The following is a 16,824-nucleotide window of genomic DNA, read 5'->3' on the forward strand; positions in this document are numbered from 1 at the left end:
GGTCCTGCGACGGTACGTCCGGACGCGGTACCGCCCACGAGCCGTGTCGCGCGGGGTGCGGGGTCACGCAACCCGACCGGGAGGCCCGGCGCACCTCCGCCAGCGTGCCCGGCCCCCGGACGGGGACGGTCCAGGGCCGGGGGCGGCCCGGGTGGGCGCGGAGCATCGTGCGGTTCCGCGCAACCTCGGGATGCGCAGTCCGGAGCCTGTGGATCTCCGATGGACGCGATGGAGGCGCACGAGTCCGAACGAGAGCAGCCCCCGGGGATCCCGGGGCTGTTCTTCGAGTGCTGGGGTACCTGGACTCGAACCAAGAACGACGGTACCAGAAACCGCTGTGTTGCCAATTACACCATACCCCAAAAGGCCTGCTGGCCTTCTGTCCCCGTTGTCCGGGGCACGATCAACTACTGTACAGCATCCCGGAGGTCCACGAGACCACCCACGAGGTCTCGGTGCACCGCCGCTGCCGTCGTGGCACCGTGCCCGGCGGCGACGATGAGCTGCTCCGGCCCGGGAGGGTCACGTCCCCCACGGCGTACAGCCCGGGAACCGTGGTCCGGCCGACCCGGTCGACGACGAGGAGTCCGTGGGCATCGCGCTCCGGGGCCGTCGGCGCGCCGGGCGTGTCGGTGCGCAGCCAGTCGAGGTCGGCGTGCCACGTCGGTCGGACGAACCCGCCCGTCCGCGGCTCCACGTGGCCGTCGACCAACCGGACCCCGGTCATGCCGGTCCGGTCGCCCTCGAGGTCCTCGATCACCCGTTCGTCGACCACGACGCTGGCACGTGCCAGCCGGGCTCGCCCCGCGTCGTCGAGCGGGGCGACACCGTTCGTGTACACGATGAGGTCGTCGGCCCAGGCCGCGATGAGCAGTGCCCGGTCCACGACGTCGTCGGTCTCGCAGATGAACGCGAGGGGCTCCCCGCCTTCTCGTACGCATCGCACTCGACGCAGCTGTGCACCGCGGTGCCGGTAGAACGCACGGAGCATCGGCAGTGCCGGGAACTCCTCGCGCAGCCCCGTGGCGACGACGACGGTCCGCGCCCGCGCGTCCACCTCGGCACCACGCCAGGTCCGTCGGCAGCCGCCAGCCGTCGGCGTCGAGGGCCACCAGGTCGACCACTGCCTGCACGATCGTCGCCTCGGGGTACTCCTCGACCTCGGCGCGACCGAGCTTCCGGAGCTCGAGGGGGAGATCCCGTCACGCGTCAGGAAGCCGTGCGACCGCAGGGTCGCGGCGTTGCGTGGCCGGTTGGCGTCGACGAGGAGCACCGTGCGCTTCGCCCGCACCAGGTTGAGCGCAGCGCTCAGGCCGGCCGGTCCGGCGCCGATGACCGCGACGTCGTGGACGACCGGGGTACTCGGCACGCCCGTGGTCCTGCAGCGCTTCCCGCGGTGCTCATCGTTCGCCGTTCAGCGGGCCGCGAGGGCGCGGAGCCGCGTCAGGGTGGACTCCTTGCCGAGGATCTCCATCGACTCGAAGAGCGGCGGGCTGATCCGGCGCCCGGAGACCCCCACGCGCAGCGGACCGAACGCGACCCGGGGCTTCAACCCGAGGTCGTCGATGAGCGCCGTGCGGAGGGCACCCTCGATCGCCTCGGTGCGCCAGTCCTCGAGCTGCTCGAGCGCCGAGATGCCGGCCGTGAGCACGGCGCCGGTGTCGCCCTTGAGCGATGCCAGTGCGTCGTCCTCGACCACCAGGTCGGCGTCGGCGGTGAACAGGAACCCGAGCATCGCCGGGGCCTCACCGAGCAGCTGCATGCGCTCCTGGACGAGCGGCGCAGCCTTCGGTCAGGACCTCGGTCTGCTCCGCGGTCGGCGGGTCGGCCACGAGGTCGGTGAGGTACGGCAGCAGCCGGGAGCGGAAGTCCGACGCGTCGAGCAGTCGGATGTGGTCACCGTTGATCGCCTCGGCCTTCTTGTGGTCGAAGCGCGCCGGGTTGGGGTTGACGTCGGTGACGTCGAACGCCGCCACCATCTCGTCGATCGAGAAGACGTCGCGGTCGGCACCGATCGACCAGCCGAGCAGCGCCAGGTAGTTGACGAGCCCCTCGGGGATCATGCCGGCGTCGCGGTGGTGGAACAGGTTCGCCTCGGGGTCGCGCTTCGAGAGCTTCTTGTTGCCCTCGCCCATGACGTACGGCAGGTGACCGAACACCGGGATCGCCGGTGCGAGCCCGATCTCGTACAGCGCCTCGTACAGGGCGATCTGCCGCGGGGTCGACGACAGCAGGTCCTCGCCGCGGAGGACGTGCGTGATGCCCATCAGGGCGTCGTCCACCGGGTTCGTGAACGTGTACAGCGGCTTGCCGTTCGGCCGGACGACCACGAAGTCCGGGAACGTCCCTGCTTGAAGGTGATCTCGCCACGGACGAGGTCGTCGAAGCTCAGGTCACGGTCCGGGACCCGGAGTCGCAGCGCCGGCTCGCGGCCCTGGTCGCGGAACGCCTGGCGCTCGTCGTCGGACAGGTCCCGCTCGTGGTTGTCGTAGCCCTGCTTCGGATCGCGGCCGGCAGCCTTGTTGCGCGCCTCCATCTCCTCGGGGGTGACGAAGGACTCGTAGACGTGCCCGGACGCCTTGAGCTTCGCGATGACGTCGTCGTAGATCGCGGTCCGCTCCGACTGCCGGTACGGTCCGTGCTCGCCGCCAGCGTCGACGCCCTCGTCCCAGTCCAGCCGGAGCCAGCGCAGGCCGTCGAGGATCTGCGCGTAGGACTCTTCGCTGTCCCGCGCGGCGTCGGTGTCCTCGATGCGGAACACGAGCTTGCCGCCGGTGTGGCGTGCGTACGCCCAGTTGAAGAGCGCCGTGCGGATGAGCCCCACGTGCGGGGTCCCCGTCGGGCTCGGGCAGAAACGGACGCGGATCTCGGACCCGGAAGCAGTGGTGAATGGCGCAGTCATGACCCGCCAATGCTACCGTCACGCCCTGCTCGGCAGACCCGTGAACGCAGAAAACCCCTGACCAGTGCTGGTCAGGGGTTCCCTGGTGTTGCCTACGTTAAGTCCGGCGGCGTCCTACTCTCCCACAAGGTCCCCCTTGCAGTACCATCGGCGCTGAGAGGCTTAGCTTCCGGGTTCGGAATGTGACCGGGCGTTTCCTCTCGCTATGACCACCGGAACACTTTCGACCATGATCTGGTCTCAAACATGCTCCGACTGCTGCCCACGAATGGGCAGAGCGGTGTATTCAGTTTGATTCCCGATCGTCTGTCGGGAACCACAAAGTGGACGCGAGCCCGTGCAACACGTGCACGGAAATCAGTGTGTTATCAAGTCTTCGGCTTATTAGTACCGGTCAGCTCCACGGGTCGTTAGTCCCCGCTTCCACATCCGGCCTATCAACCCAGTAGTCTGCTGGGAGCCTCTCACACTCAAGGTGCATGGAAATCTCATCTCGAAGACGGCTTCCCGCTTAGATGCTTTCAGCGGTTATCCGGTCCGAACGTAGCTAATCAGCGGTGCCCTTGGCAGAACAACTGACACACCAGAGGTTCGTCCATCCCGGTCCTCTCGTACTAGGGATAGATCTTCTCAAATTTCCAACGCGCGCAGCGGATAGGGACCGAACTGTCTCACGACGTTCTAAACCCAGCTCGCGTACCGCTTTAATGGGCGAACAGCCCAACCCTTGGGACCTACTCCAGCCCCAGGATGCGACGAGCCGACATCGAGGTGCCAAACCATGCCGTCGATATGGACTCTTGGGCAAGATCAGCCTGTTATCCCCGAGGTACCTTTTATCCGTTGAGCGACAGCGCTTCCACAAGCCACTGCCGGATCACTAGTCCCGACTTTCGTCCCTGCTCGACCTGTCAGTCTCACAGTCAAGCTCCCTTGTGCACTTACACTCGCCACCTGATTGCCAACCAGGTTGAGGGAACCTTTGGGCGCCTCCGTTACTCTTTGGGAGGCAACCGCCCCAGTTAAACTACCCATCAGGCACTGTCCATGAACCCGATCAGGGTCCTACGTTAGACATCCAGAGTGACCAGAGTGGTATTTCAACAATGACTCCACGAACACTAGCGTGCCCGCTTCACAGTCTCCCACCTATCCTACACAAGCCACACCGAACACCAATACCAAACTGTAGTAAAGGTCACGGGGTCTTTCCGTCCTGCTGCGCGTAACGAGCATCTTTACTCGTAGTGCAATTTCGCCGAGTTCGCGGTTGAGACAGCTGGGAAGTCGTTACGCCATTCGTGCAGGTCGGAACTTACCCGACAAGGAATTTCGCTACCTTAGGATGGTTATAGTTACCACCGCCGTTTACTGGGGCTTAAATTCAGAGCTTCGCCCAAAGGCTAACCCTTCCTCTTAACCTTCCAGCACCGGGCAGGCGTCAGTCCGTATACATCGTCTTGCGACTTCGCACGGACCTGTGTTTTTAGTAAACAGTCGCTTCCCACTGGTCTCTGCGGCCTTCAACGCTCACGGAGCAAAGTCCGGTCACGTGTCCGGCCCCCTTCTCCCGAAGTTACGGGGGCATTTTGCCGAGTTCCTTAACCACGATTCTCTCGATCTCCTTGGTATTCTCTACCTGACCACCTGAGTCGGTTTCGGGTACGGGCGGCTGCAACCTCGCGTCGATGCTTTTCTCGGCAGCATAGGATCACTGATTTCCCCTTACGGGTACGCGTCGGATCTCAGGCGTACAGACGACGGATTTGCCTATCGTCAGCCCTACATCCTTACACCAGGTTCACCTTACGGATACCATCGCCTGGCTCAGCTACCTTCCTGCGTCACACCTGTTCATACGCTAACCGCACCAGCATGGGGTCGAGCGTTAGACCGGCCACCATCACCCCGAAGGGATCCGGTTGATCCGGGTTAGGACTCTTAGCACCACTGGATTAGCTTGGGCGGTTGTTCGCCGGTACGGGAATATCAACCCGTTGTCCATCGACTACGCCTGTCGGCCTCGCCTTAGGTCCCGACTTACCCAGGGCGGATTAACCTGGCCCTGGAACCCTTGGTCTTTTCGGAGGACGGGTTTCTCACCCGTCTTTCGCTACTCATGCCTGCATTCTCACTCGTGTAGCGTCCACGGCTGGATCACTCCGCCGCTTCACTCGCCACACGACGCTCTCCTACCACTCCGCACGACTGAACCACGAAGGCTTGTCTAGTGTGCGAAATCTACAACTTCGGTGGTGTGCTTGAGCCCCGTTACATTGTCGGCGCGGAATCACTTGACCAGTGAGCTATTACGCACTCTTTCAAGGGTGGCTGCTTCTAAGCCAACCTCCTGGTTGTCTATGCAACTCCACATCCTTTCCCACTTAGCACACGCTTAGGGACCTTAGTTGGTAGTCTGGGTTGTTTCCCTCTCGACGATGAAGCTTATCCCCCACCGTCTCACTGCTGCGCTCTCACTCACCGGCATTCGGAGTTTGGCTGACGTCAGTAACCTGTTGAGGCCCATCGGCCATCCAGTAGCTCTACCTCCGGCGAGAAACACGCAACGCTGCACCTAAATGCATTTCGGAGAGAACCAGCTATCACGAAGTTTGATTGGCCTTTCACCCCTATCCACAGCTCATCCCCTCCATTTTCAACTGAAGTGGGTTCGGTCCTCCACGACGTCTTACCGTCGCTTCAACCTGGCCATGGATAGATCACTTCGCTTCGGGTCTAGAACATGCGACTCAAACGCCCTATTCAGACTCGCTTTCGCTACGGCTGCCCCACACGGGTTAACCTCGCCACATATCACTAACTCGCAGGCTCATTCTTCAAAAGGCACGCCGTCACCCCTACTAAGGAGGCTCCGACGGTTTGTAAGCAAACGGTTTCAGGTACTATTTCACTCCCCTCCCGGGGTACTTTTCACCTTTCCCTCACGGTACTTGTCCGCTATCGGTCATCTGGGAGTATTTAGGCTTATCAGGTGGTCCTGACAGATTCACACGGGATTTCTCGGGCCCCGTGCTACTTGGGATACACATCCGGCCATAACACCATTTCGTCTACGGGGCTGGCACCCACTACGGCCCGGCTTTCAAACCGGTTCGACTATGATGCGCTGTAACCGCCCCAGTCCGGCAGAACTGAGTGACGTGTCCCACAACCCCGACCATGCAACGCCCGCCGGCTATCACACATGATCGGTTTAGCCTCATCCGCTTTCGCTCGCCACTACTCACGGAATCACATGTTGTTTTCTCTTCCTGTGGGTACTGAGATGTTTCACTTCCCCACGTTCCCTCTACCCGCCCTATATATTCAGGCGGGAGTCACCAGGTCACAAAAGCGCCCAGCGGGGTTTCCCCATTCGGAAATCCTCGGATCAGGGCTCGATTATCAGCTCCCCGAGGCTTATCGCAGATTTCTACGTCCTTCTTCGGCTCCAGATGCCAAGGCATCCACCGTTTGCTCTTAGAAACTTGACCACAAAGATTAAAATTGCGATCCGTCATCACCCACAACACGAACACCAAAAGTGCCCGGTCGATTGGATGACGCGAATCAAAGATGCTCGCGTCCACTGTGTAGTTCTCAACATACGATCGGCACCACACTCCCCACCGTCCAGTGACAGTGCTTCATGCGGCCCGGCGAAGGACCCGTAGGCCCAACCCCCAACCCACCTCACGGCAGATCAGGAAGCCTGGTCCCTCAGGACCCAACAACGTGCACCAGCTGAGCGCTCCACCCCCGACCCGTCCCAACCCTGCAAGCAGAGCGTACTGAGGTCGGAAGCATCACTCCCAACTGCACTGTCAATGTTCCACCCATGAGCTACCGGCAACCACGTTCGGGTTACTCGGCGCCTGGACCACGCCCACCCCGAAGGGCACACGAGGCCAGATGCTCCTTAGAAAGGAGGTGATCCAGCCGCACCTTCCGGTACGGCTACCTTGTTACGACTTAGTCCTAATCACCGATCCCACCTTCGACGGCTCCTTCCACAAGGGTTAGGCCACCGGCTTCGGGTGTTACCGACTTTCATGACTTGACGGGCGGTGTGTACAAGGCCCGGGAACGTATTCACCGCAGCGTTGCTGATCTGCGATTACTAGCGACTCCGACTTCATGAGGTCGAGTTGCAGACCTCAATCCGAACTGAGACCGGCTTTTGGGATTCGCTCCACCTTACGGTATCGCAGCCCTTTGTACCGGCCATTGTAGCATGCGTGAAGCCCAAGACATAAGGGGCATGATGATTTGACGTCATCCCCACCTTCCTCCGAGTTGACCCCGGCAGTCTCCTATGAGTCCCCGGCATAACCCGCTGGCAACATAGAACGAGGGTTGCGCTCGTTGCGGGACTTAACCCAACATCTCACGACACGAGCTGACGACAACCATGCACCACCTGTACACCGACCACAAGGGGGCGACCATCTCTGGCCGTTTCCGGTGTATGTCAAGCCTTGGTAAGGTTCTTCGCGTTGCATCGAATTAATCCGCATGCTCCGCCGCTTGTGCGGGCCCCCGTCAATTCCTTTGAGTTTTAGCCTTGCGGCCGTACTCCCCAGGCGGGGCGCTTAATGCGTTAGCTACGACACAGAAACCGTGGAAAGGTCCCTACATCTAGCGCCCAACGTTTACGGCATGGACTACCAGGGTATCTAATCCTGTTCGCTCCCCATGCTTTCGCTCCTCAGCGTCAGTTACGGCCCAGAGATCTGCCTTCGCCATCGGTGTTCCTCCTGATATCTGCGCATTCCACCGCTACACCAGGAATTCCAATCTCCCCTACCGCACTCTAGTCTGCCCGTACCCACTGCAAGCCCGAGGTTGAGCCTCGGGATTTCACAGCAGACGCGACAAACCGCCTACGAGCTCTTTACGCCCAATAATTCCGGACAACGCTTGCACCCTACGTATTACCGCGGCTGCTGGCACGTAGTTAGCCGGTGCTTTTTCTGCAGGTACCGTCACTTTCGCTTCTTCCCTACTAAAAGAGGTTTACAACCCGAAGGCCGTCATCCCTCACGCGGCGTTGCTGCATCAGGCTTTCGCCCATTGTGCAATATTCCCCACTGCTGCCTCCCGTAGGAGTCTGGGCCGTGTCTCAGTCCCAGTGTGGCCGGTCACCCTCTCAGGCCGGCTACCCGTCGTCGCCTTGGTGAGCCATTACCTCACCAACAAGCTGATAGGCCGCGAGTCCATCCCCAACCAAAAAATCTTTCCACCACCAGACCATGCGGCCAGTGATCATATCCAGTATTAGACGTCGTTTCCAACGCTTATCCCAGAGTCAGGGGCAGGTTACTCACGTGTTACTCACCCGTTCGCCACTAATCCACCCAGCAAGCTGGGCATCATCGTTCGACTTGCATGTGTTAAGCACGCCGCCAGCGTTCGTCCTGAGCCAGGATCAAACTCTCCGTAAAAAAATACAGACCCAACACCCCAAAGGGCGTCAGACCGAGTTGATTCTGACTGTTGACTGTCTACTGACAATCTTCAATCCAAAAGGAATTGTCTCAAACCCAACCAACCCGAAGGAAGGCCAGGCACGAGGTCAATCAATAAATTGGCATTGACAATGTGCACGCTGTTGAGTTCTCAAGGACCAGACGCACTCCCCGCTCGACACCCGAAGATGCTCCGCCAGAGAGGCTGGTGAATCCGCTGCCCGGGGAAGAACCGTGGCGGACAAGATCCCCGGGTAAACCCAGTGACCGTCTCAGCCGTTCCGTTCTCCGCCGCCGTGGCAACGAGTGATTACTTTACGCAGGGACGAACGGCTGCGCCAAGCCAGGCCGCATCCCGGGCGTGTCGCCCGGAACAGCCCCGAACGCGGAACGGCCCGCTCCCCCGAGGGGGAACGGGCCGTCGTGGTGACGAGCCAGGTCAGTGGCGCGCGATCACCGGGTTCTTGAGCGTGCCGATGCCCGAGATCGTCACCTCGACGACCTCGCCGTCGCGGATCTGGCCGACCCCGGCGGGGGTACCGGTCAGGATGACGTCACCGGGCAGCAGGGTCCAGATCGACGACACGAACTCGACCAGCGAGGGGATGTCGTGGACCATCTCGTTCGTCGAGCCCGCCTGGCGCAGGTCGCCGTCCACGCGGGTCTCGATGCGGATGTCCGACGGGTCGATCTCGGTCTCGATCACCGGACCGAGCGGGCAGAAGGTGTCGAACCCCTTCGAACGGGTCCACTGGCCGTCGCGGGCCTGCAGGTCGCGGGCGGTCACGTCGTTGGCGATCGTGTACCCGAGCACGACGCTCGCGAAGTCCTCGCGCCGGACGTTCTTGGCGAGCGATCCGATCACGATGGCGAGTTCGCCCTCGTGGTCGACGCGGCCGATGTCCGCCGGCAGACGGATGGGTTCGTCGGGTCCGATCACCGAGGTGTTCGGCTTGAGGAACACCACCGGGTCGTCGCCGGCGCGCTCGTCCATCTCCGAGGCGTGCTCGAGGTAGTTGAGCCCCACCCCGATGACCTTCGACCGCGGGATGACGGGGGCGAGGAGCTTGGCGTCGGCGAGTGCGACACGCTCCCCGTGGTCTCGAACCCCTGGTACATCGGGTCTCCGGCGAGCACCACCAGGTGCCGCTCGTCGAGGATGCCGTACCGGGGGTCTTCACCCTTGCTGCTGAACCGTGCGATCTTCACCGTTCGACCCTACCCACGCTCGGACGTCGATCAGGACGCGTCGGTCAGCTTCGTCATCCACCCGTGCGGGTCAGGACGACGTCCGTACTGGATGTCGGTGAGCTCGTCGCGCAGGGACATCGTGAGTTCCCCGGCGCCCTCGGTCGGCGAACCGATCGTGAAGCCCTCGCCGCGGAGCTCCGCGATCGGGGTCACGACGGCTGCCGTCCCGCAGGCGAACGCCTCGGTGATGGAGCCGTCGGCCACACCGTCACGCCACTCGTCGAGGGTCACCCGGCGCTTCTCGACCGTGAGCCCGCGGTCCTCTGCCAACTGCAGGATCGAGTCGCGCGTGATGCCCTCGAGGATGGACTCGGAGTCCGGCGTGACGAGGGTACCGTCGGACTTCACGAGCACGACGTTCATGCCACCGAGTTCTTCGAGGTACTTGCCCTCGACCGAGTCGAGGAACATGACCTGCTGGCACCCGTGCTCGTAGGCCTCCTGCTGGGGCAGCAGCGACGACGCGTAGTTGCCACCGGTCTTGGCGGCACCGGTCCCGCCCTTGCCGGCGCGGGCGTACTGGGTCGACAGCCAGATCGAGACCGGCTTCGGGCCCGAGGTGAAGTACGCTCCGGCCGGGCTCGCGATGCAGTGGTACGCCACCGCCTGCGCCGCACGCACCCCCAGGAACGACTCGGTCGCGATCATGAACGGCCGGAGGTACAGGCTCGTCTCGGGCGCGGACGGCACCCAGTCGACGTCGGTCTGCACGAGCTGCCGGATCGACTCGACGAAGGCTTCGACCGGCAGCTCCGGCAGCGCCAGCCGACGGGCCGACCGCTGGAACCGACGTGCGTTGGCGTCCGGGCGGAAGGACCACACCGACCCGTCCGCGTGCCGGTACGCCTTGAGGCCCTCGAAGATCTCCTGCGCGTAGTGCAGCACGCTGGCGCTCGGGTCGAGCGAGAGCGGCCCGTACGGGTGGACCGAGGCACCGTGCCACCCGTCGTCGAGCGTCCACTCGACGGTGGCCATGTGGTCCGTGAAGTGCTTGCCGAAACCCGGGTCGGCGAGGATCTCCTCGCGCTCGGCGGCGGCGCGACGGTCCGCCGACGGGGTGGTGGCGAACTCGAGTCCGAAGGCGGTGTCGGTGCTCATGGGGAGGGCTCCTTCTCAGGCGGTGGTGGTGCGAGCCGTGGCCGCGGCGGCGATGGCGTCGCCGATCTCGGCCGTGCGACGCTGCGTGGTGCCCCGGTCTGCCAGGTCCGCCTCGACGGCCCGCGTCACCGCCGTCGCGAGGTCGCTGCGACCGATGTGGTCGAGCAGCAGGGCGACGGAGAGGATGGCGGCCGTGGGATCGGCCTTCTGCTGACCCGCGATGTCCGGCGCGGAGCCGTGGACCGGCTCGAACATGCTGGGGAAGGTGCCGTCCGGGTTGATGTTGCCCGAGGCCGCCAGACCGATGCCGCCGCTGATCGCGCCGGCCAGGTCGGTGATGATGTCGCCGAAGAGGTTGTCGGTGACGATGACGTCGAACCTAGCAGGTTCCCGCACCATGTGGATGGTGACCGCATCGACGTGCTGGTAGTCCACCGTGACGTCCGGGAACTCCGCTCCGACGGCCGCGACCGTGCGCTGCCACAGGGCCCCGGCGTGCACCAGGACGTTGCTCTTGTGCACGAGCGTGAGGTGCTTCCGTACCCGACGGTTCGCCAGGTCGAAGGCGTAGCGGACGACCCGCTCGACACCGAACGCGGTGTTCAGCGAGACCTCGGTCGCGATCTCCTGCGCCGTACCCGTGCGGATGGCGCCGCCGTTGCCGACGTACGGCCCCTCGGTGCCCTCGCGCACGACGACGAAGTCCACCGCACCCGGGTCGGCGAGCGGCGTCGCGACGGCGTCGTGGACCTTGGTCGGACGCAGGTTGACGTAGTGGTCGAACGCGAAGCGCAGCTTCAGCAGGAGCCCACGCTCGATGATCCCGCCGGCGAGCCGGGGGTCGCGGGGGTCCCCGCCGACGGCGCCGAGCAGGATCGCGTCGTGCGACGCGATGGCGGACATGTCGTCCTCAGTGAGGATGTCGCCGGTCTCGAGGTAGCGCGTCGCACCGAGGGCGAACGGGGTCTCCTCGATGACGAGGTCGTCCGGGGTCACGGCGTGCAGGACCTTGAGGGCCTCGTCGACGACCTCTGGTCCGATGCCGTCCCCGCGGATCACCGCGAGCTGGAGCGTCCGGACGGCCATCAGAGCGTGATGTCGATCTCGCGGAGCGAGGAGGCGTCGATCGCCCGGCCGACGTGCTCGAGGATCTCGGCGGGCACCGGCGAGTCGACGGTGAGGACGCTGAGCGCCTGGCCGCCGGCGGCTTCGCGCGAGATCTGCATCGCCGCGATGTTGATGCCGGCCTCACCGAACTCCTTGCCGTAGACCGCGACGATGCCCGGGCGGTCGACGTACTCCATGACGACGTGGTGCCGGTCGAGCGGGACCTCGACGTCGTGGCCGTTGATCTCGACGAGCTTCTCGACCTGCTTGGGGCCGGTGAGCGTGCCGGAGACGCTGATCGCGGGGCCGTCGGACTGGGCGCCGCGGATCGTGAGGACGTTGCGGTACTCGGGGCTGTCGGTCTCGGTGATGAGCCGCACGGTGACACCGCGCTGCTCCGCGATGAGCGGGGCGTTGACGTAGGAGACCTGGTCGCTGACGACGTCGGTGAAGACGCCCTTGAGCGCCGCGAGCTTGAGCACGCTGACGTCGTACCCGGCGAGCTCGCCGTGGACCTCGACGTCGATGCTCGTGACGGGCGACGTCGCGAGGGCCGTGAAGACCTGGCCGAGCTTCTCGACGAGCGGGATGCCGGGGCGGACGTACGGGTCGATGACGCCGCCGGCGACGTTGACCGCGTCCGGCACGAGCTCGCCGCCGAGGGCGAGACGCACCGACTTGGCGACCGAGACGCCGGCCTTCTCCTGCGCTTCGTCCGTCGAGGCGCCCAGGTGCGGCGTGACGACGACGTTGGGCAGTGAGACGAGCGGGGAGTCCTTCGGGGGCTCCGACACGAAGACGTCGAGACCGGCACCCGCGATGGTGTTCGCGGTCAGTGCACGGTGCAGGGCGTCCTCGTCGATCAGGCCGCCGCGGGCGACGTTCACGACGAACGCCGTCGGCTTCATGAGCGCGAACTGGTCGTCCGAGATCATGCCGAGGGTCTCGGGCGTGCGCGGCATGTGGATCGTGACGAAGTCGGCACGCCGCAGCAGGTCGTCGAGCGAGACGAGCTCGACCCCGAGCTGCTGGGCGCGGGCCGTCGTGACGTAGGGGTCGTACGCGATCACCTGGACGCCGAATGCCTGCAGGCGCTGCGTGATGAGCGCGCCGATGCGGCCGAGACCGATGATCCCGACGGTCTTCTCGTAGAGCTCGACACCGGTGTATGACGAACGCTTCCACGCACCGGCGGCCAGCGACGCGTGCGCGGCCGGGATGTGGCGGGCGAGCGACAGGATGTGCCCGACGGTGAGCTCGGCGGCGGAGATGATGTTCGACGTCGGCGCGTTCACCACCATGACACCGGCGGTGGTCGCCGCCTTGATGTCGACGTTGTCCAGGCCGACACCGGCACGGGCGACGACCTTGAGGTTCGGGGCCGCGGCGATCGCCTCGGCATCGACCTTGGTGGCGGAACGCACCAGCACGGCATCCGCGTCGGCGAGGGCCGACAGGAGCGCGGGGCGGTCGGTGCCGTCCACGTTCCGGATCTCGAAGTCGGGCCCGAGGGCGTCGACCGTGGCGGGCGAGAGTTCTTCGGCGATCAGGACGACCGGCTTCGACACAGCTGCTGTTTCCTCACGAGAGACGGTTGGTATCCCACCATGCTATCGACGTGCGCGGCCCGTTACGACCGCGCGGCGCCTAGAACTGCAGCAGGCTCGGCACGAACAGCTGCAGGTCGAGCCAGAGGGCGCCCGCCGCCGCGAAGGCGAGGACGAACACGGCGAGGGTGACCGCGAGCCGCGCACGACGCGTGATCACCAGGGCGACCACGAAGGCGACCGGGGCGATCAGGATGTCCAGGACCAGCCACAGCCAGGGCGTGCTGGCCTGCAGCGACTCGCCACCGGAGGTGGTCGCGAGGAACGCGTTGAACTCGTCCACCCGCTGCGAGATCTGCGTGAGGTTCCCCACCGCCTGCACCGTCATGTAGGCGAACAGCACGGCGAACACGAGCCAGACCGCGATGCGGCCGACGACCGGACCGCGCGACCGGCGGCCGACCGGCGTCGCGGCGGTCACCCGAAGCTCCGCGTCAGCAGGAACGGCCACGGGAACAGCACCACGGCACCGAGCAGCATCCAGAGCAGTCGTGTCCGGGTCCGGCTGCCGCGGGCGGCCCACAGCACCACCGTGAACCACAGCGCCGGCGCCAGGATGGCGAGGAACCGGAGCACCTCGACGAAGACCGTCAGGACGGTGTCGACACCCGAGACGTACGAGGTCGACGCCGTCAGCAGCCAGGCGACCGTGTAGAGCAGGTAGAGCCCACCGAACACGCCGAACCCGACGAGGGCGCCGGAGGTCTCCGGTGCCTCGGGGTCGCGGTCGCCACGGTCCTTGACGGCGACCGGGTTGTGCGCGGCGTCGACGTGGGTGGCGTCGTCGGCGTCACCCCAGCTGAGCGCCTCGTCGTCGTGGTCGACGGCGTTCGTCACGTCCGGGTCGACCGACCCGTCGGGTGGGGATGCTGCCGTGTTCATGCCTCGATCCTACGAGGGACCGGCGCACGGGGAGACCACGGGTTCCCGGTGGGAGGTGCGCTCAGGCGTCGGCGGGCTGCGTCGCGAGCACCTCGGCGACGACGTCGCGCACGGCGGGGAAGAGCGGGTGGCTCTCCATCAGGCCGGTGAGGATCTCGGTGAGCGCGTGCGCCGTCGCGCCGGAGCGGAGCAGCGCGTGCAGCTCGATCGACTCCGGGTCGTTCTCGTCGTCGAACGCGAGCGCGACGCGGACAGCCCCGAGCAGGTGCTCGACCGGCAACCCGCGTTCGGCGAGCTGCGCGGCGGGACCGACGAAGCGCTCGCGTCGGCCGAGCTTGCGGAGCGGGTTGCGTCCGACGCGCACGGTGGTGTCGGGCAGGTGCGGGTTCGCGATGCGCGACAGGTTCGCCGCGACGTACCGCGCGTGGTCCTCCGGGTCGAAGCCGTGCTTCGCAACAAGGAGCGCGGTGGTCTCGGCGAGCACGCCGTCGACCTCGGCACGGACGGCGTCGTCCTCGAGGGCTTCACGGATGAGCCGGATGCCCCGGACGTAGCCGTGGTAGGCGGCCGTCGCGTGCGCGGTGTTCACCGTGTAGAGCTTGCGCTCGACGAAGGGCTGCAGGTCGTCGACCCAGGTGACGCCCTCGATCGTCGGGGGTTCGGCGTCGGAGCCGAGGAACGGCGTGCGCTCGATGACCCACTCGTAGAAGGGCTCGAGCACGACGTCGAGGCCGCCGGACTGCCCGAGCACGCCGGACTGGTCGGGGACGATCCGGTCGATGGCGCAGTTCGCGAAGACCGCGGCGATGTCGCGGTCCTCGAGCACCGGCGCCCGCCGGATGCTCGCGTGCAGGGAGTCGGTGGCGTTGAACGCGTTCTCACACGCCACGATCGTGACGTCGCCGCGCTCGAGCGGACGTGCCGCGAGTCCCTCGGCGATGAGCGGTGCGACGAGCGGGAGCGTCCGGGCACCGACGGCGGTCGTCACGACGTCCGCCTCGGCGATCGCCTGGATCACGCGGTCGCGGTCGGTCTTGCTGCTGAGCGCCCGGAAGCCGTAGACGAGGTGCTCGACCGGCATCTCGCCGACCTCGTGCACCACGAAGCGTCCGGCTTCGTTCAACGCGGACACCACACGGTCGTCGACGTCGACGAAGGTGAGCTCGTAGCCGCTCGCCACGAGGAACTGGCCCACGAACCCACGCCCGATCTTGCCGGCGCCGATGTGGACCGCCTCGTTTCGTCACCGCCATCCGATGATCATCCCATGCTGGTCGGTCCGCCCCTGACCGCTCGTGCGGACCGCGGACGACGGCTGTCGCACATCGTCCGGGCGCACGCCGACGGGACGCCGGTCCACGGCGTCGGGGCTGGAGAAGAGCTGCTGCATAACGTTCGGGTCACGTCGCGAGGCGGCGGTGCAGGGCTGCACCGCCGCCTCGTCATCGAGTGTTCCTCGGAAGACTACCGCGCTGCCGAGCCGTCCACGTAGTCGCCGTCGTTCTGCTTCCACGCGAAGAGCGCGCGGAGCTCGCGGCCGGTCGCCTCGATCGGGTGGCCCTCGCCCTTGGCGCGGAGCGCCTTGAACTCGGGTGCGCCGGCGTCCTGGTCGTCGATGAAGCGCTTCGCGAAGGCACCGTTCTGGATGTCCGCGAGCACCGCCTTCATGTTCTCCTTGACGTCGGGCGAGATCACGCGCGGGCCGGAGACGTAGTCACCGAACTCGGCGGTGTCCGAGATCGACCAGCGCTGCTTGGTGAGGCCGCCCTCCCAGATCAGGTCGACGATCAGCTTGAGCTCGTGCAGGACCTCGAAGTACGCGATCTGCGGCTGGTAGCCCGCCTCGACCAGGGTCTCGAAGCCGTACTGGATGAGCTGCGAGGTACCACCGCACAGGACGGCCTGCTCGCCGAACAGGTCGGTCTCGGTCTCCTCGGTGAAGGTCGTCTTGATGCCGCCGGAGCGCAGACCACCGATGGCCTTCGAGTACGACCAGGCGAGGTCCCAGGCGGAACCCGACGCGTCGACCTCGACGGCGACGATCACGGGGACGCCACGGCCGGCCTCGTACTCGCGACGGACGGTGTGACCCGGGCCCTTCAGGGCGACGAGCGACACGTCGACGCCCTCGGGCGCCTCGATGTAGCCGAAGCGGATGTTGAAGCCGTGGCCGAAGACGAGCGTGGCGCCCGGCTTGAGGTTCGGACGGATGTCGTCGGCGTAGACGATGCGCTGGACCTGGTCCGGCGCGAGGATGACGACGACGTCGGCCCAGGCGGTGACGTCGGCCGGGGTGAGGACCTCGAAGCCGGCCTCTTCGGCCTTCTGGCGGCTCTTCGAGCCCTCCTTGAGGCCGATCTTGACCTCGACACCCGAGTCACGGAGGTTGAGGGCGTGGGCGTGGCCCTGCGAGCCGTACCCGATGACGGCGACCTTCTTGCCCTGGATGAGCGTCAGGTCGGCGTCGGCGTCGTACACGATGTCAGTCACGAGGGTGTGTCTCCTTGGT

8 protein-coding genes, 1 tRNA gene, 3 rRNA genes and 2 pseudogenes are annotated in these 16,824 nt (G+C 65.3%); all 14 read right to left on the reverse strand.

The window, feature by feature from the left end; genetic code table 11:
- Window positions 1-290: 290 nt before the first annotated feature.
- The 14 genes and pseudogenes from ACZZ0J_RS04995 to ilvC all read right to left on the reverse strand — a co-directional run bounded on the left by ACZZ0J_RS04995 (window position 291) and on the right by ilvC (window position 16,805).
- A tRNA-Gln gene (locus ACZZ0J_RS04995) sits at window positions 291-362 on the reverse strand.
- 41 nt (window positions 363-403) lie between these two features.
- Window positions 404-1,369, reverse strand: coding sequence for an FAD-dependent oxidoreductase (locus ACZZ0J_RS05000; RefSeq protein WP_463435189.1), 966 nt, complete (start codon window positions 1,367-1,369; stop codon window positions 404-406).
- 45 nt (window positions 1,370-1,414) lie between these two features.
- Window positions 1,415-2,902 (reverse strand): annotated as a pseudogene (gene gltX / locus ACZZ0J_RS05005) (glutamate--tRNA ligase).
- A gap of 101 nt (window positions 2,903-3,003) precedes the next feature.
- Window positions 3,004-3,119 (reverse strand): 5S ribosomal RNA (gene rrf, locus ACZZ0J_RS05010).
- Window positions 3,120-3,266: 147 nt separating this feature from the next.
- Window positions 3,267-6,396 (reverse strand): 23S ribosomal RNA (locus ACZZ0J_RS05015).
- A 429-nt stretch (window positions 6,397-6,825) separates the two neighbouring features.
- Window positions 6,826-8,346, reverse strand: a 16S ribosomal RNA gene (locus tag ACZZ0J_RS05020).
- Together the 16S, 23S and 5S rRNA genes form the textbook arrangement of a ribosomal RNA operon.
- A 463-nt stretch (window positions 8,347-8,809) precedes the next feature.
- A pseudogene (locus ACZZ0J_RS05025) lies at window positions 8,810-9,579 on the reverse strand (fumarylacetoacetate hydrolase family protein).
- A gap of 30 nt (window positions 9,580-9,609) precedes the next feature.
- A complete protein-coding gene (locus ACZZ0J_RS05030; protein WP_463435191.1) occupies window positions 9,610-10,719 on the reverse strand; it encodes a branched-chain amino acid aminotransferase in 1,110 nt (369 codons plus the stop codon).
- 15 nt (window positions 10,720-10,734) lie between these two features.
- Entirely contained in the window at window positions 10,735-11,805 is a 1,071-nt protein-coding gene (locus ACZZ0J_RS05035; RefSeq protein ID WP_463435193.1) for a 3-isopropylmalate dehydrogenase, read from the reverse strand.
- Entirely contained in the window at window positions 11,805-13,394 is a 1,590-nt protein-coding gene (gene serA, locus ACZZ0J_RS05040; RefSeq protein WP_463435195.1) for a phosphoglycerate dehydrogenase, read from the reverse strand. Before serA ends, ACZZ0J_RS05035 begins: the two co-directional genes overlap by 1 nt.
- 79 nt (window positions 13,395-13,473) lie before the next feature.
- Window positions 13,474-13,854: a hypothetical protein gene (locus tag ACZZ0J_RS05045; protein ID WP_123672212.1), complete on the reverse strand. Its 381-nt coding sequence runs from the start codon at window positions 13,852-13,854 to the stop codon at window positions 13,474-13,476.
- A complete protein-coding gene (locus ACZZ0J_RS05050; RefSeq protein WP_111085937.1) occupies window positions 13,851-14,315 on the reverse strand; it encodes a hypothetical protein in 465 nt (154 codons plus the stop codon). The genes ACZZ0J_RS05045 and ACZZ0J_RS05050 overlap by 4 nt, the downstream gene beginning before the upstream one ends.
- A gap of 61 nt (window positions 14,316-14,376) precedes the next feature.
- Window positions 14,377-15,510 (reverse strand): mannitol-1-phosphate 5-dehydrogenase, encoded by a 1,134-nt coding sequence (locus ACZZ0J_RS05055; protein WP_463435203.1) that lies wholly within the window; start codon window positions 15,508-15,510, stop codon window positions 14,377-14,379.
- Between the two features lie 269 nt (window positions 15,511-15,779).
- Entirely contained in the window at window positions 15,780-16,805 is a 1,026-nt protein-coding gene (gene ilvC / locus ACZZ0J_RS05060; protein ID WP_463435205.1) for a ketol-acid reductoisomerase, read from the reverse strand.
- Between the last annotated feature and the right edge of the window lie 19 nt (window positions 16,806-16,824).

The organism is Curtobacterium sp. AC272 (genome assembly GCF_979258155.1).